The organism is Dokdonella koreensis DS-123 (genome assembly GCF_001632775.1).
In the GTDB taxonomy this organism is placed as follows: domain Bacteria; phylum Pseudomonadota; class Gammaproteobacteria; order Xanthomonadales; family Rhodanobacteraceae; genus Dokdonella; species Dokdonella koreensis.
Map to the genome: position 1 here is coordinate 1196350 of NZ_CP015249.1, position 21475 is coordinate 1217824.

The following is a 21475-nucleotide window of genomic DNA, read 5'->3' on the forward strand; positions in this document are numbered from 1 at the left end:
GGCCGGACGCGGCGCGACGCCCCATCCTACCAAACGCGCGGCCCGATCAGTCCGGCCCGCTCAGTCGGGCTTGAGCAGGTCGTCGAACAGGGTGGCGTGCCGCTGCAGTTGCGCGTCGCGCCGCAGCCGCCGGCAGGCGAAGATCGCGCGCAGGTCGGTCACCGCCTGCGCGAAGTCGTCGTTGACGACGATGAAATCGAATTCCCGGGCGTGCGCGATCTCGATGCGCGAGTCGGCCAGGCGCCGGGTGATCTGGTCGGGGCTGTCCGACGCCCGGTGGCGCAGGCGCCGTTCCAGCTCGGCGCGCGACGGCGGCAGGATGAAGACGCTGAGCGTGTCGGGCCACAGCCGGCGCACCTGCTCGGCGCCCTGCCAGTCGATCTCCAGCAGCACGTCGCGACCCTGCGCCAGCAGCGGCTCGATGACCGAGCGGGCGGTGCCCTTGTAGTCGCCGTGCACGTTGGCGTACTCGAAGAACGCACCCGCCTGCGCCATGTGCTCGAACACCTGGCGCGAGACGAAATGGTAGTGCTGGCCGTCGACCTCGCCCGGGCGCGGCGGCCGTGAGGTGTAGGAGACCGACAGCGCCAGGTCCGGTTCGCGCTCGAGCAGCGCCTTGACCAAGCTGGTCTTGCCCGACCCGGATGCGGCGGCGATGACGTAGAGCGTGCCGGTCATCGTCATTCCAGGTTCTGCACCTGCTCGCGCATCTGCTCGATCAACACTTTCAGTTCGACCGCCGCCTGGGTCGTGCGCGGGTCGGCGGCCTTGGAACCGAGCGTGTTCGCCTCGCGGTTGAACTCCTGCATCAGGAAATCCAGGCGCCGGCCGACTGCCTCGCGCAGGCCGAGCACGCGGTGCGCTTCGGCCAGGTGCGCGGTCAGGCGGTCCAGTTCCTCGTCGACGTCGATGCGCTGCAGTTGCAGCACCACTTCCTGCTCGATGCGGCCCGGCTCCAGCGGCTGCTTGAGGTCGGCGATGCGCGCGTCGAAGCGGCTGCGCAGGGCGGCGCGCACCTCGGGCAAGTGGCCGCGGACACTGGCGACCAGGGCGGTGATGCCGTCCAGGCGCTCGCGCAGGAACGCAGCGAGGCGCGCGCCCTCGCGCTCGCGCGCGGCGACGAATTCGTCCAGGGCGGTGTCGACCAGGGCCAGCGCCGCCTCGCGCAGGCCATCCTGGTCCACGCCCTGTTCGACCAGCACGCCGGGCCAGCCGAGCAGGGCGGTCAGTTCGGTGTGCAGGCCGGGAAAGCGGGCGCCGAGGTCGCGATGCACGTCGGCCAGCCGCGTGACGACGGTCTCGTCGAGGGTCAGGGCGGTGGCGCCCTCGCTGCGCTTGTGGCGCAGGCCGAAATCGATCTTGCCGCGCGACAGGCGCGCGCCGATGCGCTCGCGGATCGCCGGCTCCAGGCCCCGCAGTTCCTCGGGCAGGCGCACGGCCAGCTCCAGGTAGCGGTGGTTGACCGAGCGCAACTCGACGCTGAGGGCGCCCCAGGCGCCTTCGCTGTCGGCGCTGGCGAAGGAGGTCATGCTGCGGATCATCGGCGTCCCGGCGGGGAAAAAGGGAGGCGATGGTAAACTCCGCACCCCCTTTTCTCCAAAGCACATGCCCATGACCCTCTCCCGCCCGAGCGGCCGAGCGCCCGACCAACTGCGCCCGGTGGCGATCGAGCGTCACTACACCCGTCATGCGGAAGGCTCGGTCCTGGTCGCGTTCGGCGATACCCGCGTGCTGTGCACGGCCAGCGTCGAGGAGCGCGTGCCGCCGTTCCTGCGCGGCAAGGGCGAAGGCTGGGTCACGGCCGAGTACGGCATGCTGCCGCGCGCGACCAAGGAGCGCACGCAGCGCGAGGCGGCGCGCGGCGGCCAGGGCGGCCGGACGATGGAGATCCAGCGCCTGATCGGCCGCAGCCTGCGCGCCTGCGTCGATCGCGCCGCCCTCGGCGAGCGCACGATCACGCTCGATTGCGACGTCCTGCAGGCCGACGGCGGCACCCGCACCGCGGCGATCACCGGTGCCTATGTCGCCCTCGCCGACGCGATCAACGGCTTGAGGACGCGCGGCCTGGTCAAGCGCGAGGTGATCCACGGCGCGATCGCGGCGGTCTCGGTCGGCATCTGGCAGGGCCTGCCGGTGCTGGACCTGGACTACGCCGAGGATTCGGCCTGCGACACCGACATGAATGTGGTCATGAACGACGGCGGCGGCTTCATCGAGCTGCAGGGCACGGCCGAAGGCCATGCGTTCCGCCGCGAGGAGCTCGATGCACTGCTGGGGCTGGCGGCCGGCGGCGTGGAGGAACTGTGCCGGCTGCAGCGGGTGGCGCTGGCGGCATGAAGCTGGTCCTGGCCAGCTCCAATGCCGGCAAGCTCGATGAAATCCACGCGATCCTGGCCGATGTCGGCGTCGAGCTGATCGCCCAGTCGGCGCTCGGTATCGACGATGCCGAGGAAACCGGCGCCACCTTCGTCGAGAATGCCCTGCTCAAGGCGCGCCACGCCGCGCGGCAGTCAGGTCTGCCGGCGCTGGCCGACGACTCGGGCCTGTGCGTGGACGCGCTCGGCGGGGCGCCCGGCCTGTTGTCGGCGCGCTACGCGGGGCGCCACGGCGACAGCGCCGCCAATATCGCGCGGCTGCTCGAGGCGCTGCACGGCGTGCCGCCGGACCGGCGCGGCGCCCATTTCCATTGCACGCTCGTGCTGCTGCGCGCGCCGGACGAGCCGGCGCCGCTGATCGCCGAAGGGCGCTGGGCCGGAGCGATCCTGGCGGCGCCGCGCGGTACCGGCGGACACGGCTACGATCCGGTCTTCCTCGATCCGGCCAGCGGCCGCAGTGCCGCCGAGCTCGACCCGGCTGCCAAGAACGCGGTCAGTCATCGCGGCAGGGCATTGGCGCAGCTGCGCCGCTACCTCGAGGCGGGCGCTTCGGCGGCATTCGGATAACGGCGGGCTGTTCCTCGACGGCCTGCCGGCGCGATCCAGGGACACTCGCTGGCCGATCGACGCGAGCGGTCGATCCGCGGAACCGATAGCGCGCTGTTGTCGCGACCGCGTGCGTCGAGCAGGCGCAGGACGACCGTTCCCGGCACCGCGTCAGTCGGCGGCGCCGCGCGGACGCATCGCGGTCGCCGTTCGGGCGGACCGCGATGCCGGCACCGGCGTCAGGGCACGTAGTCCACGATCACCGTATAGCGCGTGTTGTTGGCCAGGCCGACGCCGGTGGTCGCCGTCACGTTCGGCAGGCCGACGTAGTAGTCGCCGCTCATCGGATTGGTCGGACTGTTATTGCAGGTCGCGCCGTTGTACTGGCTCGCGCGCGTCGGGTTGTTCACCGTCGTCGCGGTGCGCGGGATGTAGTACAGGTTGTGTATGGCGCCGGCGCTGGCGACCGAACCCGGCAGGTAGTTGACCGAGTTCAGGAAGACGTTGCCGGTGCAGTTGGGGCCGTCGTAGGACACGCCGGTGCTGCCGAAGACGTAGCCGTCCGAGAGCAGGCTGACGACGTAGCCGTTCGGAGTGACGAAGCTCAATTGGGCATTGGTGGTGCCCGAGTAGCCGATCGGGTGCAGCGGCTGCGCCAGCGCCGTGCTGACCGTGCCGTTGATGCGCACCGCATAGCGGGCGCTTCCGGCAGGGCCCGTCGGCCCGGTCGGTCCGGTAAATCCGGTTGGTCCCGTCGGGCCGATGGGGCCGGTCGCGCCGACGGGTCCGGTCGCACCGGCCGGACCGGCTTCGCCCGGCGGGCCGGGTGGGCCTACGACGCCCGGCGGGCCCACGGGGCCTTCGGGACCGGCCTGGCCTGTCGCGCCGGTGGCGCCGGCCGGGCCGCTGGGTCCGGTGGGTCCCGTAAAGCCGGTGGGTCCGGTCGGTCCGGTGGGACCGATGCTGCCCGTCGGGCCGGTCGGTCCCGCGGGACCTGTCGCGCCGATGGGGCCTTCGGGGCCTTGCGCGCCGGTCGCGCCATCGGCACCGACCGGGCCAGCCGGACCGATCGGGCCGGTCGGACCCGGGGCGCCGCTGGGGCCGGCCGGGCCGGTGGGCCCGGTTGGTCCGACCGGGCCGGCGCCGCCGGCGCAGCGGCCGAGCACGCCGGTGGTGGCGTGGAAGCAGACCACCTGGTCCTGCTGCAGCGAGGAGGGCAGCGACGGGATCGTCACCTGGCCGTCGGCGCCGACGCGCAGGCGCAGGACGGTGCCGGTTTCGTCGGTGACGATGAAGCCCTGGTTGGCCAGCGGCCGGGCCTCGATATCGCCTTGCGCCAGGGCCGGATGGGCGACTGTGGCTGCGATGGCCAGCACCAGCGCCCGTCGCGTCAAACGCGTGGATACCCGCATCGGATGTACCCCCAAGGTCGGTCCGCCGATCCCCTCGGCGGTAGCCGGCGCAGCATAGCGGCAAATGCCGCAATTGTGGCGTTTGTGACAGGCTCAGCCGAAGGCGGCGTTGGCGGCGACGCGCGCGTGTTCGGACGGCGGCAGGGCCGGGTCGGCCAGCAGTTCGCGGCACAGCGTGGCGCATTCCTCGCGCCGGCCGACGTAGTACGCGCAGACCGCCTGCTCGTCGCGGGCGCGCCAGCGGTAGGCCGATGCGTCCAGGAACAGCAGGTCGTCCGGCTGCGGCAGCGCGGCGGCGGCACGCGCATGCAGGTAGGCGCTGGCGTAGCGGCCGCGCTGCCGCAGGTAGCGGGCCAGGTCGCACAGCGGTTCGGCCCGCTGAGGGCGCGCGTCGTAGGCGGCCAGGTAGGCCTCGATCACCGCGGCGTCGCCGCTGGCGAGACGCTCGTGCAGGCAGCCCACCTGGTACAGCGCATACCAGACCTCCTCGGCCCAGCCACCCATGGCGGCGCGCTTCCGGTACGCCGCCAGCGCCTGCTCGGGCCGGCCGGCGTCGCGCAGGCTTTGCGCGTAGTAGAAGACGTAGCGGGCATTGTCCGGCTCGGCCTTCAGGGCCGCTTCGAGCACGCGGGCGTCGTCGGCGTACTTCTCGTGCACCGGGCGCTGGCTGCGGGCGCCGTCGGGCACGCCGCGCACGCGCAGGCCGCCGAGGTGGGCGATCGCCGCCGCCGGTTCCGCCGCCGGGTACTCGTGCAGGACGCCGTGCCAGCGCCAGGGCGTGGCGTGGCGCAGCAGCTTGGCGCAGAAGTACTCGAACGGTCCGCCGTCCTGGTAGACGCGCAGGTAGTAGCCCGGCGCGTCGAGTCGTGCCGGCCAGCCGCCGTCCGGGTCGATCTCCAGCACCTCGTCGGCATCGACGATCAGCGCGTACTCGCCGTAGCCGCGCGCCAGGTCCAGCGCCTGGTTGCGGTTGGTCGCGAAATCGACCCAGGGGCGCTCGATCAGGGTGCCGGGCAGGTCGCCGAGCAGGTCGCGCAACTGCGCCTGCGTGCCGTCGTGCGAACCGGTGTCGACGATCGCCCAGGCGCCGATCAGCGGCCGTACCGCGGCGATGCAACGGGCGATGACCGCGCTTTCGTTGCGCACGATCATGCTCAGGCAGACCTGGCCGGCGAACGGCAACGGCGGCCGGCCGGGAGCCGGATGCGGGATCGGAAGCATCGGGGACCGCCGGTACGGGGTAGGGCAGCGATCCTACGGAGGCGGCCGCGCGCTTGGCAATGCATGCAGGCGGCCCGACGCCCGGCTATGATGCGTCCGGCCATCAGAGGATGCCGCAATGTCGCCATTTCCCTTTGTTCCCCCTCGCCGGGCCGTCGGGGTGCCGCGTGCGCTCGTCGCCGCCGTCGCCGTGCTGGTCGCGGCCGGTGCCCAGGCCGGTGTCGGCAACGGCGCCATCCTGATCGACGGCGGCTCGCTGTACCTTCCGGCGACACTGGCCGGCGTGGACGTCACGGTCGCCACGGGCAGCCTGGCCGGCAACGGCACGGTGCTGGGCGATGTCGTACTCGGCGCGGCCGGCCGGCTGGCGCCCGGTCCCACGGCGGGGGCCGGCACGATCACGGCGCGCGAGCTGCGCTGGGCGCCGGATGGCAGCGTGCGGCACCGGCTCGGCGCCAACGACGGCGATTCGGACCACACCGACTTGACCGGCAACCTGGTGCGCACCGGCACCGGCACCTATCACTTCGCGTTCGGCGATGGCGCCGTGCTGCCCACGGTCGGCACCACCTATACGCTGGTCAGCTTCGCCGGCCAGGTCGGCTTCAACGTGGCCGACTTCAGCTACAGCTACGACGGTGCGGCGCCGGGGCTCGGCGGCCAGTTCAGCCTGACCGACACCGCACTGCTGTTCCACGTGACCAGCCTTCCGGTCAGCCTGCAGTCGTTCGGCATCGATTGAGGCGCGCGGCGCGGAACGGCGCCGCTTTCCCGTTCGGCCGCTTGCGCCCCGGCGCTGGCGGCCCCACCCTGGGTCCGCCCGTTTCCGGGCGCCACGCCCGCTCCCGATGCCGCTGACCGCTCCACCGCTCTCGCTCTACGTCCACATCCCGTGGTGCGTGAAGAAGTGCCCCTACTGCGACTTCAACTCGCACGCCGTGCGCGAGGGCATCCCGCAGGAGGCCTACGTCGACGCCCTGCTGGCCGACCTGGACCGCGACCTGGCCGATTTCGGTGCTGCCGTGCCCGGTCGGCCACTGGCCAGCATCTTCTTCGGCGGCGGCACGCCGAGCCTGTTCGCGCCGGCGGCGATCGGGCGCATCCTCGACGGTGTCGCCGCGCGGCTGTCCCTGGCGCCCGGCGCCGAAGTGACGCTGGAAACCAATCCGGGCACGGTCGAGCACGGCCGCTTCGACGGCTATCGCGCGGCCGGCGTCAACCGCATCAGCTTCGGCGTGCAGAGCTTCGACGACGCGATGCTGCACCGGCTCGGCCGCATCCACAGCGCGGCCGATGCGGAGCGCGCGATCGGCGAGGCGCGTGCGGCCGGCATCGACAACATCAACATCGACCTCATGTACGCGCTGCCGCAGCAGGACCTCGCCGGCGCGCGGGCCGACGTCGACCGGGCGATCGCGCTGGCGCCGCCGCACGTCTCGCACTACCAGCTGACGCTGGAGCCGAACACGCTGTTCGCGGCGCGACCGCCGCCGCTGCCCGATAGCGACAGCGCCTGGGACATGCAGGAGCACTGCCAGCAGCGGCTGGCCGAGGCCGGCTACGTGCAGTACGAGGTGTCGGCCTATGCGCAGGGCGGCCGGCGCGCCGCGCACAACCTCAACTACTGGCACTTCGGCGACTACCTGGGCATCGGTGCCGGTGCGCACGGCAAGCTGACCGACGCGGCAGCCGGCACGGTCCGGCGCCGCGCCAAGCAGCGCACGCCGCGTGCATATCTGGAGCACGCCGCGACGCCGCGCCGGATCGTCGGCGATGCTGTGATCGTGGCAGCCGACCTGCCGTTCGAGTACATGATGAACGCGCTGCGCCTGATCGACGGCGTTCCGGCTGGCGAGTTCGCCGAGCGCACCGGGCTTGCGCCGGCGGTGCTCGCGGCGCCGCTGGCCGCCGCGCACCAGCGTGGCTGGTTCGACGACGCGCCGGGCCTGCTGCGCACCAGTGTGGACGGCCAGCGCTTCCTCAACGATGTCATCGCCCTGTTCCTGCCGGAGCGCGACCATGCTTGAAGCCGTGGTGATCCACTGCCCTTACTGTGGGGAGGGCTTCGAAACGACGATCGATCGTTCCGCCGGCTCGCAGGCCTACGTCGAGGACTGCGCGGTATGCTGCCGGCCGATCGAGGTGCAGGTGCGGATCGGCGACGACGGCGAGCTGATCGAGGTCGGCACGCGGACCGACCGGGACTAGGGCGTGTCATCAATCCCTCGGTAGGCCGCGCCGTTCTTGCGTGCGTCCGGGCCAAGGAAGAGGGAGGAAGTGGACGTGGGTCCACGCCCGAGCGATGACGCAGTCCCGGGCGCACGCAAGAGCGGCCCTACGGGTTGGCCCTGGAAAGCCGCCAGCGTGCGTTGCGCGGCTTGACCTGACGGCCAGTCAGGCGCGGCGCCACACACCACCCCCTGACGACTTTCCAGGGCCAACGCGACCTGCCGGGGGATTGATGACACGCCCTAGCGTCCCGCCCGCTGCCGCTTGCCGCTGTCGCGCGCCAGCGCATACACTGCCCCGGTCTCAGGTGCCCCGCGGCGATTGCCGCCGCAGGGTTGAACGGGAAGCCGGTGTGAATCCGGCGCTGCCCCCGCAACGGTAAGCGAGTCAAGGCCGATCGAAATGCCACTGCGCCTTCGGGCGTGGGAAGGCGATCGGCCGATGCGTTCCGCATCGCTCGCAAGCCCGGATACCGGCCTGGGATCTTTCGTCCTCGGATGCGGTGGGCAACCGGACGGGCTGAAGCTGCCGTCCGCGTGCCGTGCCCGTCCGTGCTCCTCGCATCCGCCTTCGCGGGTGAGCGATACGGAGCACAACCTGATGAACGCTACCAGCCCGGCCGCCACGGCCGTCCCCGTCGTCGAGCTGCTGATCGGCGGCCGATTCGTCCCATCCCGTTCGCTCGAGTTCCGCGACGTGGTCGATCCGGCCACGCAGGCCGTACTCGCACGCGTGCCGTTCGCGACCGCGGACGAGGTCGACGCCGCGATCGGCGCGGCCCAGGCGGCCTTCGCCAGCTGGCGCCGGACGCCGATCGGCGCGCGGGCGCGCATCTTCCTGAAGTACCAGCAGCTGATCCGCGCGCACCTGCAGGAACTGGCGGCGATCCTGACCGCCGAGCAGGGCAAGACGCTGGCCGACGCCGAGGGCGACGTGTTCCGCGGCCTGGAGGTCGTCGAGCATGCCGCGGCGATCGGCAACCTGCAGCTCGGCGAGTTCGCCAACAACGTCGCCGGCGGCGTGGACACCTACACGCTGCTGCAGCCGCTGGGCGTGTGCGCCGGCATCACGCCGTTCAACTTCCCGGCGATGATCCCGCTGTGGATGTTCCCGATGGCGATCGCCACCGGCAACACCTTCGTGCTCAAGCCGTCCGAGCAGGACCCGCTGGTGACGATGCGCCTGGTCGAGCTGGCGCTGGAGGCGGGCATCCCGCCCGGCGTGCTCAACGTCGTGCACGGCGGCGAGGCGGTCGTCAACGCGCTGTGCGACCACCCCGACGTCAAGGCAGTGTCCTTCGTCGGTTCCACCCGCGTGGGCACGCACGTCTACCGGCGCGCCTCGCAGGCCGGCAAGCGCGTGCAGTGCATGATGGGCGCGAAGAACCACGCCGTAGTGCTGCCCGACGCCAACAAGGAACAGACCCTCAACGCCCTGGCCGGTGCCGCGTTCGGCGCGGCCGGGCAGCGCTGCATGGCGGCCTCCACCGCGGTGCTGGTCGGCGCGGCGCGGGCCTGGATTCCCGATCTGGTCGCCAAGGCCCGGACGCTCAAGGTCAATGCCGGCGTGGAACCCGGCACCGACGTCGGTCCGGTGATTTCCTGCGCCGCGCGCGAGCGCGTGGAAGGCCTGATCGCCGCGGGCGTGGACGAGGGCGCGACGCTGGAACTCGACGGCCGCAGGCCCGAGGTGCCCGGCTACGAGCGCGGCAACTTCGTCGGCCCGACGATCTTCTCCGGCGCGAAGCCGGGCATGCGCATCTACGACGAGGAGATCTTCGGCCCGGTGCTGGTGCTGCTCGCGGCCGACACGCTCGAGGAGGCCATCGCGCTCGTCAACGCCAATCCCAACGGCAACGGCACGGCGATCTTCACCCAGTCCGGTGCGGCCGCGCGGCGGTTCCAGGAGGACATCGACGTCGGCCAGGTCGGCATCAACGTGCCGATCCCGGTGCCGGTCCCCCTGTTCTCGTTCACCGGCTCGCGCGCGTCCAAGCTCGGCGACCTCGGGCCCTACGGCAAGCAGGTCGTCACGTTCTACACGCAGACCAAGACCGTCACCGCGCGCTGGTTCGACGACACGGCACCGGCGGCCGGCGTGAACACGACGATCAGCCTCAAATGACGGCCGCCGTCATGGACTTCCGATCGACGACGGTTGATCCGGGCCTGGGCGAGGACCAGCTCGCGTTCCGCACCGCGGCGCGCGACTTCGCGCGAGCCGAGCTGGCGCCGCACGCGGCGCGCTGGGACGCCGAGGGCACGTTCCCGCGCGCAGCGATCGCCAGGGCCGGCGACCTCGGCTTCTGCGGCCTCTACATCGCCGAGGCGGCCGGCGGCGCCGGCCTGACGCGGCTGGACGCGGCGATCGTGTTCGAGGAACTGGCCGCGATCGATCCGTCCACGGCGGCCTTCATCAGCATCCACAACATGGCGGCCTGGATGCTCGTCGCGCATGCGGGTGACGCCGTCCGCGCGGCCTGGGGCCCGGCCCTGGCGAGCGGGGCCAAGCTCGCCTCGTACTGCCTGACCGAACCGGGGGCCGGCTCGGACGCGGCCGCGCTGGCGATGCGCGCCGAGCGCGTCGGCAACCACTACGTGCTCAACGGCGCCAAGGCCTTCATCTCCGGCGCCGGCGCGACCGACGTGCTGGTGGTGATGGCACGCACCGGCGGACCGGGCGCACGCGGCATCAGCGCGTTCGCGGTGCCGGCCGACAGCGACGGCATCGCCTACGGCCGCAAGGAAGAGAAGCTCGGCTGGAACAGCCAGCCCACGCGCGGCATCAGCTTCAGCGATGTGCGCGTGCCGGCGGCGAACCTGCTCGGCGGCGAAGGCGAGGGCTTCAAGATCGCGATGAAGGGCCTCGACGGCGGCCGGATCAACATCGCCAGCTGCTCGCTCGGCGCGGCCCAGGGGGCGCTCGACGCGGCCCGCCGCTACATGGGCGAGCGCCGCCAGTTCGGCAAGAAGCTGGCCGAGTTCCAGGCGCTGCAGTTCAAGCTGGCCGACATGGCCACCCAGCTGGTCGCGGCACGGCAGATGGTGCACACGGCCGCGCGCAAGTTCGACGCCGGCAGCGGCGACGCGACGGTGTGGTGCGCGATGGCCAAGCGCTTCGCCACCGATGCCGGCTTTGCGATCTGCAACGAGGCGCTGCAGATCCACGGCGGCTACGGCTACATCCGCGAGTACCCGATCGAGCGGCTGCTGCGCGACTGCCGCGTGCACCAGATCCTGGAAGGCACCAACGAGATCATGCGCGTGATCGTCGCGCGCCACCTGCTGAACACCGAAGAGGAACTGCGATGAGCGCTGCCGTTATCGATAGTCACCGTGGCCGCGACTGGACCGGGCTCAGGATCGAGATCGACGGCCACGCCGCCGTGGTCACGTTGAGCAACCCGCCAGCCAACACCTGGACACGCGACAGCCTGGCCGCGCTGCGCGACCTGGTCCGCGCGCTCCACGCCGACCGCGACATCTATGCGATGGTGATCGTCGGCGAGGGCGAGAAGTTCTTCAGCGCCGGCGCCGACCTCAAGCAGTTCGCCGACGGCGACAAGGCCCGCGCGCGCGAAGCCGCACGCCGTTTCGGCGAAGCCTTCGAAACCCTGAGTGCGTTCCGTGGCGTGTCGATCGCCGCGATCAACGGCTACGCCATGGGCGGTGGCCTGGAATGCGCATTGGCCTGCGACCTGCGCATCGCCGAGGAACAGGCGCAGCTGGCGCTGCCGGAGGCGACTGTGGGCCTGCTGCCCTGCGCCGGCGGCACCCAGAACCTGCCGCGCCTGGTCGGCGAGGGCTGGGCCAAGCGCATGATCCTGCTCGGCGAGCGCATCGACGCGGCGACCGCGCTGCGCATCGGCCTGGTCGAAGAGGTCGTGCCCAAGGGCCAGGCCCTGGCGCGCGCGCTGGAGTGGGGCCGGCAGGCCGGGAAACAGAGCCCGACCAGCGTGGCCGCATGCAAGGCGCTGGTGCAGGCCACGCGCAGCCAGCCGCACGCGACCGCCCTGGTGCACGAGCGCGAGGCCTTCGTCGACCTGTTCGACAGCGCCGACCAGGTCGAAGGCGTGGCGGCGTTCCTCGAAAAGCGCGCGCCGCAGTGGAAGAACGCATGAACATGAGCCTGCAAGACGCGCCGGCCATCGCACCGGTGCTGTTCGAGGAGCGCGCCGGTGTGCACGGCCGCATCGGCATCGCCACGCTCAATGCGCCGGGTACGCTCAACGGGCTGTCGCTGGCGATGGCGCACGCGCTCGACGCGCAGCTGCAGCATTGGGCCGCCGATCCGGCCGTGGCGGCGGTGTGGCTGCAGGGCGCGGGCGAGAAGGCTTTCTGCGCCGGCGGCGACCTGCACGGCCTGTACCGCGGCATGCGCCAGTGGCGCGAGGCCGGCGGCGGCGATCCGCGCGACAACCGCCATGCGGCGGCATTCTTCGAAACCGAGTACCGGCTCGACTACCGCATCCACACCTATCCCAAGCCACTGCTGTGCTGGGGCCACGGCATCGTCATGGGCGGCGGTATCGGCCTGATGGCCGGCGCCAGCCACCGCGTGGTCAGCGAGCGCTCCAGGCTGGCGTTTCCGGAGATCACCGTCGGCCTGTATCCCGATGTCGGCGGCAGCTGGCTGCTGGCGCGCGTGCCCGCGCGCGCGGGGCTGTTCCTGGCGTTGACCGGCGCGCCGCTCAATGCCGGCGATGCGATCCACGCGGACCTGGCCGATCACTACGTGCCCGAGGTACGGCGCGCGGCGGTGCTCGACGCACTGGCCGCGGTGGCGTGGAGCGGCGATGCCGCGCGCGACCGCGAAACCGTGAGCGCCTTGTTGCAGGCGCAGGCCGAGCCGGTGCCGGCCGGTCCGTTGCAGCAGCATGCCGCGCGGATCGCCTCGATCTGCGCGGCCGCCTCGCTGGAAGAACTGGTCGCGCGCATCGAGGCCATCGATGCCGATGACGGCTGGCTGCAGATCGCACGCAAGACCCTCGCCGTCGGTTCGCCGGGTTCGGCGCGGCTGGGCTACGAACTGCAGGCGCGTGCGGCCACGCTGTCGCTGGCCGACACGTTTCGCCTGGAATACTGGACCTCGCTGCATTGCGCCGCGCACGGCGACTTCGCCGAGGGCATCCGCGCGCTGCTGATCGACAAGGACCGCAGTCCGCACTGGAACCCGGCGACGCTGGCGCAGGCCAGCGCGGCCTGGGCCGAACCGTTCTTCCACGCCCCGGATCCGGCGCAGCCGCACCCGCTCGCCGACCTGGGCGCCACCGCGGAGCCGCGCGCATGAGCCGCATCGCCTTCATCGGACTGGGCCACATGGGCGGCCCGATGGCCGCCAACCTGCTCAAGGCCGGCCACGAGCTGCGGGTGTTCGACCTGGTGCCGGCGGCGGTCGAGGCCGCCGTCGCGCTCGGCGCGCGCGCGGCGGCGAGCGCGGCGGACGCGGTGGACGGTGCCGAGGCGGTGATCTCGATGCTGCCGGCCAGCCGCCACGTCGAAGGGGTGTACCTCGGCCAGCACGGCCTGCTGGCGAAGATCGCGCCGGGTACGCTGGTGATCGACTGCAGCACCATCGCGCCGGCCTCGGCACAGAAGGTCGCCGCGGCCGCGGCCGAGCGCGGCCAGGCGATGATCGACGCACCGGTGTCCGGCGGCACCGCCGGCGCGACGGCCGGCACGCTGACCTTCATCGTCGGCGGCCAGGCCGAAGCGCTCGAACGCGCGCGCCCGCTGCTGCAGGCGATGGGCCGCAACATCTTCCACATGGGCGCCAGTGGCGCCGGCCAGGTCGCCAAGCTGTGCAACAACATGGCGCTGGGCGTGATCATGGCCGCCACCGGCGAAGCGCTGGCGCTCGGCGCCGCGCACGGCCTGGACCCGAAGGCGCTGTCGCAGATGATGGCGGTCAGCACCGGCCGCAGCTGGGCCACCGAGGTCTGCAACCCGTGGCCGGGCGTGCTCGAGAACGCGCCGGCCTCGCGCGGCTACAGCGGCGGCTTCGGCAGCGACCTGATGCTCAAGGACCTGGGCCTGGCTGCGGAAGCGGCGATGGGCGTGGGCGCGCCGATTCCGCTGGGCGAGCTGGCGCGCAACCTGTACGCACTCAACGCCCGTGCCGGCCGCGGCGGCCTGGATTTCTCCAGCGTGATCAAGCTGCTCGCCGAAGCCGGCTGAATGCGGCCGTCCGCCGCCGGCATGCGCCGCGCTCAGCCGGCCGGCGACGGCGAGGCGGTCCCGCCCAGCGCGTCGAACAGCCAGATGCGCGCGGCTTGCCAGTGGCGCTTGACGGTCGCCGGCGACTGCGCGAGCACCTGGCCGGTCTCCTCGATACTGAGGCCGCCGAAGTAGCGCAGTTCCACGATCCGTGCCTTGACCGGATCGAGCCGTTCGAGCCGTTCGAGCGCACCGTCGAGATCGACCAGGTCCAGTGCCTGGTCGCCGGCGAGTTCCAGCCCGCTCAGGGTGACGCGCTCGCCGCCGTCGCGCTTGGCGGCGGCGCGGCGCCGCGCATGGTCGATCAGGATCTCGCGCATCAGGCGCGCGGCCACCGCGAGCACGGCGCCGCGATCGCCGCCGGCGAGCGTCTCGATGCCGGCCAGCCGCAGCCAGGCCTCGTTGACCAGGGCGGTCGGCTGCAGGGTGTGGTTGCCGCGCTCGCGGCGAAACGCCTGTTCGGCCAGGCGCTTGAGCTCCGGATAGAGCACGGCGACCAGGCGATCGCGTGCGCCGGCGTCGCCGGCGCGCCAGTCCGATAGCAGCTGCGTGACGGAAGCACCCATCGCGCAAGTGTAGAGCCTGCGACCGATCCTGCGATGAGCCGCAGCACCGGTACCGGTCTCCGCCGGCCTGCCGAACGCCCTACACTGCCGCGACGGAACCGGACCGCTGGGGGAGGGCGGCGTGGACCTGGAAACCGAGATCGCGGCGATGCGCCTGCTGGAGGAGGCCCTGGGCCTGCCGGCGGCGGGCCGGCTTGCCTGGCTCGCCGAGCAGGCGGTGCCGGCGGCCGTGGCGGCCCGTGCCCGCCAGCTGCTGGGTGGCCTGGAACCGGCGGAGGATTTCCTGGCACCGGGCGGCGCGGCGCTGACCGGTTTGCCGGTGCCGGGCGACCGGCTCGGCCCGTGGCGGCTGCTGCGCCTGCTCGATGCCGGCGGCATGGGCGTGGTCTTCCTGGCCGAGCGCGTCGACGGCGCCTACGAGCAGCGCGTGGCGATCAAGTTCGTCCGTGCCGAGCACCTGCTGCTCGACCCGGCGCGCCGCGGCGAGCTGGTCGCGCGCTTCGAGAACGAGCGCCGCCTGCTGGCGCGGCTGGAGCACCCGAACATCGCCCGCATCCTGGACGGCGGCAGTGTCGGCGGCCTGCCGTACCTGGTGATGGAGTACGTGGACGGTGGCTCGCTGCTCGAGCATTGCGAGCGTGCCGGCCTCGATGCGCGGGCGCGCATCGCGCTGTTCCGCAAGGTCTGCGACGGCGTGCAGGCGGCGCACCGGCACCTGATCGTGCATCGCGACCTCAAGCCGCAGAACATCCTGGTGGACGCGGACGGCGAACCGCGCCTGCTCGACTTCGGCATCGCCCGCCTGCTCGATCCGGACGCCGACGACGCGGCCGGGCTGACGCGCCACGGCGCGCCGGCGCTGACGCCGGCCTACGCCAGCCCGGAACAGCTGCGGCTGGAACCGCCGACCACCGCCTCGGACGTCTATTCGCTCGGCGTGATGCTCTACGAGCTGCTGACCGGCGCTCGCCCCTACCGGCTGGAGGGCTGCAGCCCGGCCGAGATCGAGCGGATCGTCTGCCAGACCGCACCGCCGCTGCTGCGGCGTGCACCGCTGCCGGCGGCGGCCGGCAACCGGCGGCCGGCGCGATCGATCCACGGCGAGGACCTGGAGCGGATCGTCGCCTGCGCGATGCACAAGCAGCCGGAGCGCCGCTACGGATCGGCGCAGGCGCTGGCCGACGATCTCGGGCGGCACCTGCAGGGCCGTCCCGTGCAGGCGCACCCCGACTCGGTCGGCTACCGGTTGGGGAAGTTCCTCGGGCGCCATCGCCTTGCCAGTGGCCTCGCCGCGCTGGCCGTGGCCGCCGTGCTCGTGGCCGGCACCGCGGCAGCGTGGCAGGCGGCGCAGGCGCGGCGGGCGGCGGCCGATACGGCGGCCGTCAATGCGTTCCTGACCGACGTGCTCAGGACCTCCAACCCGTACATGACCGGATCGGAGCTGAGCCTCAGCGAAGCGGTGGCGACCGCCGCCGCCCGCATCGACGAGCGTTTCGCCGGACGCGAGGACCTCGCCGTCGGCGTCCGCAACACGCTCGCGGAAAGCCTGCTGGCGACCCGCCACATCGAGGCGGCCGAAGCGCAGCTGACGCGTGCGCTGGCCGACGGCGAGCGCCTGTTCGGTACCGACGATCCGCGGACCGTCACGGCGCTCGGCTCGCTGGCCAGCCTGCGCAAGGCGCAGCACCGCAGCGACGAGGCGCAGGTCCTGTTCGACGAGGCACTGGCCCGGCTCGAACGCAGCGGCCAGACCGGCCTGCCGCTCTATGCCAGCGTGCTCAACGATGCCGGCGTCATGCATCTGGTCCGCGAGGACTTCGCACGCGCCCAGCACTACCTCGAGCGCGCGCTGGCGGCCGATGCCGCCGGCGCCGCACCGGACACGGTCGAGCAGCGCGCCCGCACGCTGGCCAACCTGGCGCAGGCGGCCCGCGGCCTGGGCGACCTCGACCGTGCCGACGCGCTGTACCGGCAGGCGCAGCCGGTGCTGGAAGCGGCCTATCCGGACGGCGGTCCGCACCTGGCGGTGATCCTCAACAATCGCGCACGACTGACCTGGATGCGCGGCGAGCGCGAGCAGGCGATCGCGCTGCAGGCCGAGGCGGTGGCGATGCACCGCCGCTCGTTCCGCGGCGACCACGAGATGGTGCTGGTGCCGATGACGAACCTGGCCCGGCAGGCGCTGGCGCTGGGCCGCCTGGACCAGGCCGCCGATGCGGCCGGCCAGGCGGTGGCGATGGCCGATCGCCTCTACCCGCAGGGCGGCAGCCATTTCCACGTGAATGCGCTGGCGGCGCTGGCCGGGGCGCGCCTGGCCCAGGGGCGCCTGGACGAGGCGACCGACCTCCTGCTACGCACGCAGGCGGCGCTGGCCACGCTCGACGAGGCGCCGGCGTCCACGCGTGACTACGTGGCGGAACTGACCGCGCGCCTGTGCGCCGGCACTGTCGCCGGGGCGGCTTGCGCGGGCCGGTAAGGCGCTGTCCGATGCGGTCCTGTGTCGCCGCCTTTTTTCCGAGCCTGCGCGTTTCCGGGCTGGAACGGCGCGCGGATCGCCGCGGCGCGGCTCCCGGGCAGCCACCGCGTGCGCGGCCGGCGCTCGACGGGACGGCCTAGGGCGTGTCATCAATCCCTCGGTAGGCCGCGCCGTTCTTGCGTGCGTCCGTGACAAGGAAGAGGGAGGAAGTGGACGTCGGTCCACGCCCGAGGGATGACGCAGTCCCGGGCGCACGCAAGAGCGGCCCTACGGGTTGGCCCTGGAAAGCCGCCAGCGTGCGTTGCGCGGCTTGACCTGACGGCCAGTCAGGCGCGGCGCCACACACCACCCCCTGACGACTTTCCAGGGCCAACGCGACCTGCCGGGGGATTGATGACACGCCCTAGTGCAGTCCGCCCTCCGGGCCGGCAGCGTGTGCGACCGTATCGGCATCGAGTGCCCGCAGGTGGCGCTCGATGGTGAAGACGTGCGGGTCGTCGGCACCGAGTGCGCGCAGGGCATCGGCCAGCCGCAGCAGGTAGTCGCGGTTGGGCCCGCTCGGGCCGTGCGCCGAGGCGATATGGCGGGCGATGTCGGCTTCCGGGGCGGGACCCAGGTACGCGGCATTGGCCGGATCGGCGATGTAGACCAGCCCGTCGGCGCCGTGGCCGTCGCCGAAGTCCAGCGCGACACGGTGGCGCAGGTAGCCGTTCTTCTCGCGATGGTCGAGGTGGGCGAAGACCTCGGGCGTGACGAGGTAGGCCATGCCGAGGCAGACGGCGCCGGCCTGCGCGACCAGCGTCACGACGCGGCCGGGCGCTTCGGGCGTGCCGCGGTGGTCGTGCGAGCCCTGCCAGAAACGGCGCGTCCAGCCGTCGATGCGCGCGGCGCGGCGTTCCAGGTACGGGAAGTCCGCCTTGTAGATCAGCGAGCCGTAGCCGAACACCCATACCTGTGCGTGGCCGTCGAAGTGGCGCATGCGCTGGTTGATCGCGATCGTATTGGCCGTCATGCCGTACCCATTCCGGGCGCGATGGTAGCGCGCAGCCGGCGCCGGCTTAAAGCCATCTTAAAGAACCGGCCGCAGCATGGCGCAGACCCGGGATGCGTTCCGCCACCAGCCGAGTACCGCGATGCCGCCTTCTGTTTCCGTCCTGCTGCCGGGCATCGCGCCCGTACCGGCCGTGCCCGGCCGCAATGCCCTCGACGCCGGCGCGAGCGTGCGCATCGACCGGGCCGTGCCGGCGGATGCATCGGTGCTGATGGCGCTGTGCGACGAGCAGGTGGCCGAGCATGCCGGCCGGTGGCGTGCCCAGGCCCGCCGTGACGCCATGCCGCTCGAGTTCCACGAGGCCTTGTTCGATCCGCCGGTACGCGCCTGGGCCTGGCTCGTGCGCGTCGATGGCCGGGAGGTGGGCTATGCCGGCGCGACAGCCGGCGTCGCATTTCCCGAAGGCGCCTACTATCTCAACGTCGAGGCGCTGTACCTGCGGCCGGCCTGGCGCCTTCGCGGGCTGGAGCAGCGGCTGCTGGCGCAGGCGCACGAAACCGCACGCCAGCTCGGCTGCACGCACCTGGCCTGGCGCCAGCCGCAGGGGACGACGCCGCACGCCCGCGCCGCCGTCGGCGGCGTGATCGAGTGCCGGCTGGCCGTCGAGGGCTGAGGCGGCGCCCCGTTCCCTATCCCGTGCTGGCTGCGCGGCATAGTTCAAGAATCTTGAAGTAGACGGCGCGGGCCGCTATCGTGCGCGCATGTCCCGCCCGTTCCGGCATCCGCCCGCCAGTGCGATCGGCATCGACGCCGTGCTGCACGCACTGGCCGACCCGATCCGCCGCGGCGTCATGGTCAAGCTGCTCGGCTGCGACGGCCTGAGCTGCAGCAAGGCCTGCTCCGATCTTTCGCCCTCGACGATCTCGTTCCATCACCGCGTACTGCGCGAGGCGGGCCTGATCCGCTCGGAGAAGCGCGGCGTCGAGGTCATCAACACCGCGCGCAAGGCCGAGATCGACGTCCGCTTTCCGGGGCTGCTCGACGCGATCCTGCGTCATCACGGCCCGCCCTGAGCCGTTCGTCCGCACGCGGCTTCCGTTTCTTTCCCACCCATCAGGAGTTCCCATGGAATTCAGGCAGCTTGGCCGTTCCGGCCTCAAGGTTCCCGTGCTCAGCCTCGGCACCGGCACGTTCGGCGGTGTCGGCGAGATGTTCTCCAAATGGGGCGCGACCGACGTCGCCGAGGCGACGCGCCTGGTCGACGTCTGCCTGGAGGCCGGCCTCAATTTCTTCGACACCGCCGATGTCTATTCGGCCGGCGCATCGGAGGAGATCCTCGGCCAGGCGATCAAGGGTCGCCGCGACCAGGTGCTGATCTCGACCAAGGCCACCTTCACCACCGGCACCGGCCCCAACGACAAGGGGTCTTCGCGCTACCACCTGGTCAAGGCGGTGGAGGCCAGCCTGCGGCGCCTGGGCACCGATCACATCGACCTGTACTTCATGCACGGCTACGACGCGCTGACACCGCCCGAGGAGGTCCTCGGCGCGCTCGACGACCTCGTTCGCGCCGGCAAGGTGCTCTACATCGGCTGCTCGAACTTCTCCGGCTGGCACGTGATGAAGGCGCTGGCGACCTCCGAGCGGCATGGCCTGGCGCGCTACGTGGCCTACCAGGGCTACTACTCGCTGATCGGCCGCGACTACGAGTGGGAACTGATGCCGCTGGCACTCGACCAGGGCCTGGGGACGATGGTCTGGAGCCCGCTCGGCTGGGGGCGCCTGACCGGCAAGATCCGCCGTGGCCAGCCGGCGGCGGCCGGCCGGGTCGGCAGCGGCGGCGCCGCCGGCGGGCCCGAGGTGGACGATGCCTACCTGTACGACGTGGTCGACGCGCTCGATGCGGTGGCGCGCGAAACCGGCAAGAGCGTGCCGCAGGTGGCGCTCAACTGGCTGCTGCAGCGGCCGAGCGTGGCCAACGTCGTGATCGGCGCGCGCAACGAGGAACAGCTCCGGCAGAACCTCGGCGCGCTCGGCTGGACGCTCGATCCGGCGCACGTGGCCGCGCTCGACGCGGCCAGCCGGCGCACGCCGGTCTATCCGTACTGGCACCAGCGCGATTTCGACGAGCGCAATCCCAAGCCGACACGCTGGTAGGCCGCGTCCGCGCCGCAGCGCGCAGCCGATGCGACGCGCGTGACCGAACCGGCGGAACCGGACCGGCGTCGATGCCAGCATCGAGGCCGGTCCTCCCGCCGCCGCCGTCGGCACGTTCCGCTCCGTCCTGCGGCTGCCGTTCCTCGCGCTGTCGCCGGCAGCGTGGGCCGGCCGGTGGCAGGCGCCGGAAACGTCATGGCGGGGACCTGTGCGGAAGCACGGGCACGCGCAAGGCGTTCAGGCACCGGCGGCGATCGATGCCACGCACGGCACCGGCGCGGCGGCCGGTCGCCGCGGGGTCAATGCGCGTCCTTGCCGCCCTTGCCGCGCAGCCGCTGGACCAGCTGCACGCCGGCGAGCACGACGATGCCGGTCAGGATGCCGACCCCGGCATTGCCGAGCATCGACACCACGCCGCCGAGCAGGCCGGCCGGCGCGATCTGCGCGATCGCGTGATGGATCGGCGCAATGGCGTGTACCAGGATGCCGCCGCCGACCAGGAACATCGCCGCCGTACCGGCGACCGACAGCGCCTTCATCAGCCAGGGCGTGCTGTAGAGCACCCCGCGCCCGAACGCCCGGATCGCGCGGGCCGGCCACCCGGCACCGGGGCGGCCGGCCAGGTGCAGGCCGGCGTCGTCGAGCTTGACGATGCCGGCGACCAGGCCGTAGACGCCGACCGTCATCAGCAGCGCGATGGCGACCAGCGTGCCGATGCGGGCAGGCAGCGAGGCGGCGGCGACCGCGCCGAGCGAGATCACGATGATCTCCGCGGAAAGGATGAAATCGGTGCGGATCGCGCCCTTGATCTTGTCCTTCTCGTAGGCGACCAGGTCGAGCGAGGCATCGGCGGCGACGGTCTTGAGCTCGGCCTCCGCCTCCTCGGCCTCGTGCCGGTGCAGGAACCGGTGCGCCAGTTTCTCGACGCCCTCGAAGCACAGGAACGCACCGCCGACCATCATCAGCGGCGTCACCGCCCACGGCGCGAACGTACTGACCAGCAGGGCGGCGGGCACCAGGATCGCCTTGTTGACCAGCGAGCCCTTGGCGACCGCCCACACCACCGGCAGCTCGCGCTCGGCGCGGACGCCGGTCACCTGCTGTGCGTTCAAGGCCAGGTCGTCGCCGAGCACGCCGGCAGTCTTCTTGGCCGCCACCTTGGTCATGACCGACACGTCGTCGAGCAGGGTGGCGATGTCGTCGATCAGGGCGAGCAGACTGGAACCGGCCATGGGCGTGGGCGCTGGGTAAGGGGCGCCCGATTCTCGCACTGCCGGCGCGGGTTCG

Annotated in this window: 21 protein-coding genes and 1 riboswitch; of the genes, 14 read left to right on the plus strand and 7 right to left on the minus strand. The window is 72.2% G+C overall.

The annotated features are described in order from the left end of the window. Positions 1 to 60 precede the first annotated feature (60 nt). Together gmk and I596_RS04665 are read right to left on the minus strand one after the other, a co-directional pair. The gene (gene gmk, locus I596_RS04660) at positions 61 to 678 is read right to left on the minus strand and encodes a guanylate kinase (RefSeq protein WP_067651443.1); all 618 of its coding nucleotides are present in this window, start codon (positions 676 to 678) and stop codon (positions 61 to 63) included. Between the two features lie 2 nt (positions 679 to 680). Further along, positions 681 to 1541, minus strand: coding sequence for a YicC/YloC family endoribonuclease (locus I596_RS04665; protein ID WP_067644880.1), 861 nt, complete (start codon positions 1539 to 1541; stop codon positions 681 to 683). A gap of 70 nt (positions 1542 to 1611) precedes the next feature. On the opposite strand from I596_RS04665, the gene rph reads away from it, so the two are divergent. Next, positions 1612 to 2337 (plus strand): ribonuclease PH, encoded by a 726-nt coding sequence (gene rph / locus I596_RS04670; protein WP_067644883.1) that lies wholly within the window; start codon positions 1612 to 1614, stop codon positions 2335 to 2337. Beyond that, entirely contained in the window at positions 2334 to 2942 is a 609-nt protein-coding gene (gene rdgB, locus I596_RS04675; protein ID WP_067644886.1) for an RdgB/HAM1 family non-canonical purine NTP pyrophosphatase, read from the plus strand. The genes rph and rdgB overlap by 4 nt, the downstream gene beginning before the upstream one ends. A gap of 218 nt (positions 2943 to 3160) precedes the next feature. On the opposite strand, the gene I596_RS19215 is transcribed toward rdgB, so the two are convergent. Beyond that, on the minus strand, positions 3161 to 4297 hold the full coding sequence (locus I596_RS19215) for a collagen-like domain-containing protein (protein WP_269465539.1): 1137 nt from the start codon (positions 4295 to 4297) through the stop codon (positions 3161 to 3163). Positions 4298 to 4426: 129 nt separating this feature from the next. Then, positions 4427 to 5554, minus strand: a complete 1128-nt coding sequence (locus I596_RS04685) for a glycosyltransferase (protein WP_067644891.1) — start codon at positions 5552 to 5554, stop codon at positions 4427 to 4429. A 118-nt stretch (positions 5555 to 5672) separates the two neighbouring features. Here I596_RS04685 and I596_RS04690 point away from each other — a divergent pair, with 118 nt between their 5' ends. From I596_RS04690 to mmsB, 8 genes are all read left to right on the plus strand, one after another. Continuing rightward, complete coding sequence (locus tag I596_RS04690; RefSeq protein WP_150132014.1) at positions 5673 to 6296, plus strand: hypothetical protein; 624 nt, start codon at positions 5673 to 5675, stop codon at positions 6294 to 6296. Positions 6297 to 6402: 106 nt separating this feature from the next. Further along, positions 6403 to 7581, plus strand: a complete 1179-nt coding sequence (gene hemW / locus I596_RS04695) for a radical SAM family heme chaperone HemW (protein WP_067644897.1) — start codon at positions 6403 to 6405, stop codon at positions 7579 to 7581. After that, entirely contained in the window at positions 7574 to 7762 is a 189-nt protein-coding gene (locus I596_RS04700) for a CPXCG motif-containing cysteine-rich protein (RefSeq protein ID WP_067644899.1), read from the plus strand. Before hemW ends, I596_RS04700 begins: the two co-directional genes overlap by 8 nt. A 309-nt stretch (positions 7763 to 8071) precedes the next feature. Next, a riboswitch (cobalamin riboswitch) is annotated at positions 8072 to 8278 on the plus strand. A gap of 105 nt (positions 8279 to 8383) precedes the next feature. Then, on the plus strand, positions 8384 to 9907 hold the full coding sequence (locus I596_RS04705; protein ID WP_067651446.1) for a CoA-acylating methylmalonate-semialdehyde dehydrogenase: 1524 nt from the start codon (positions 8384 to 8386) through the stop codon (positions 9905 to 9907). Positions 9908 to 9918: 11 nt separating this feature from the next. Continuing rightward, a complete protein-coding gene (locus I596_RS04710; RefSeq protein WP_150132265.1) occupies positions 9919 to 11094 on the plus strand; it encodes an acyl-CoA dehydrogenase family protein in 1176 nt (391 codons plus the stop codon). Further along, complete coding sequence (locus tag I596_RS04715) at positions 11091 to 11903, plus strand: enoyl-CoA hydratase (RefSeq protein WP_067644904.1); 813 nt, start codon at positions 11091 to 11093, stop codon at positions 11901 to 11903. The genes I596_RS04710 and I596_RS04715 overlap by 4 nt, the downstream gene beginning before the upstream one ends. 2 nt (positions 11904 to 11905) lie before the next feature. Next, positions 11906 to 13072: an enoyl-CoA hydratase/isomerase family protein gene (locus tag I596_RS04720; RefSeq protein ID WP_067651448.1), complete on the plus strand. Its 1167-nt coding sequence runs from the start codon at positions 11906 to 11908 to the stop codon at positions 13070 to 13072. Further along, a complete protein-coding gene (mmsB, locus tag I596_RS04725; RefSeq protein ID WP_067644907.1) occupies positions 13069 to 13959 on the plus strand; it encodes a 3-hydroxyisobutyrate dehydrogenase in 891 nt (296 codons plus the stop codon). Before I596_RS04720 ends, mmsB begins: the two co-directional genes overlap by 4 nt. 32 nt (positions 13960 to 13991) lie before the next feature. Here mmsB and I596_RS04730 read toward each other — a convergent pair whose 3' ends face one another. Then, positions 13992 to 14564, minus strand: coding sequence for an ECF-type sigma factor (locus I596_RS04730; protein WP_067644909.1), 573 nt, complete (start codon positions 14562 to 14564; stop codon positions 13992 to 13994). Positions 14565 to 14685: 121 nt separating this feature from the next. On the opposite strand from I596_RS04730, the gene I596_RS04735 reads away from it, so the two are divergent. Further along, positions 14686 to 17040, plus strand: coding sequence for a serine/threonine-protein kinase (locus I596_RS04735; RefSeq protein ID WP_067644911.1), 2355 nt, complete (start codon positions 14686 to 14688; stop codon positions 17038 to 17040). A gap of 403 nt (positions 17041 to 17443) precedes the next feature. Here the strand turns inward: I596_RS04735 and I596_RS04740 are convergent, their stop codons facing one another. Continuing rightward, entirely contained in the window at positions 17444 to 18052 is a 609-nt protein-coding gene (locus I596_RS04740) for a gamma-glutamylcyclotransferase (RefSeq protein ID WP_067644914.1), read from the minus strand. Positions 18053 to 18128: 76 nt separating this feature from the next. On the opposite strand from I596_RS04740, the gene I596_RS04745 reads away from it, so the two are divergent. The 3 genes from I596_RS04745 (at position 18129) to I596_RS04755 (ending at position 20188) form a co-directional block, all read left to right on the plus strand. Further along, positions 18129 to 18704 (plus strand): GNAT family N-acetyltransferase, encoded by a 576-nt coding sequence (locus I596_RS04745; protein WP_067644917.1) that lies wholly within the window; start codon positions 18129 to 18131, stop codon positions 18702 to 18704. An 88-nt stretch (positions 18705 to 18792) separates the two neighbouring features. Further along, the gene (locus tag I596_RS04750) at positions 18793 to 19104 is read left to right on the plus strand and encodes an ArsR/SmtB family transcription factor (RefSeq protein ID WP_067644920.1); all 312 of its coding nucleotides are present in this window, start codon (positions 18793 to 18795) and stop codon (positions 19102 to 19104) included. 52 nt (positions 19105 to 19156) lie between these two features. After that, positions 19157 to 20188 carry an aldo/keto reductase gene (locus I596_RS04755; RefSeq protein WP_067644923.1) on the plus strand — a complete coding sequence of 344 codons (1032 nt, stop codon included), beginning with the start codon at positions 19157 to 19159 and terminating at the stop codon, positions 20186 to 20188. Positions 20189 to 20487: 299 nt separating this feature from the next. Here I596_RS04755 and I596_RS04760 read toward each other — a convergent pair whose 3' ends face one another. Next, the gene (locus tag I596_RS04760; RefSeq protein ID WP_067644926.1) at positions 20488 to 21420 is read right to left on the minus strand and encodes a DUF808 domain-containing protein; all 933 of its coding nucleotides are present in this window, start codon (positions 21418 to 21420) and stop codon (positions 20488 to 20490) included. Positions 21421 to 21475: the final 55 nt, after the last annotated feature.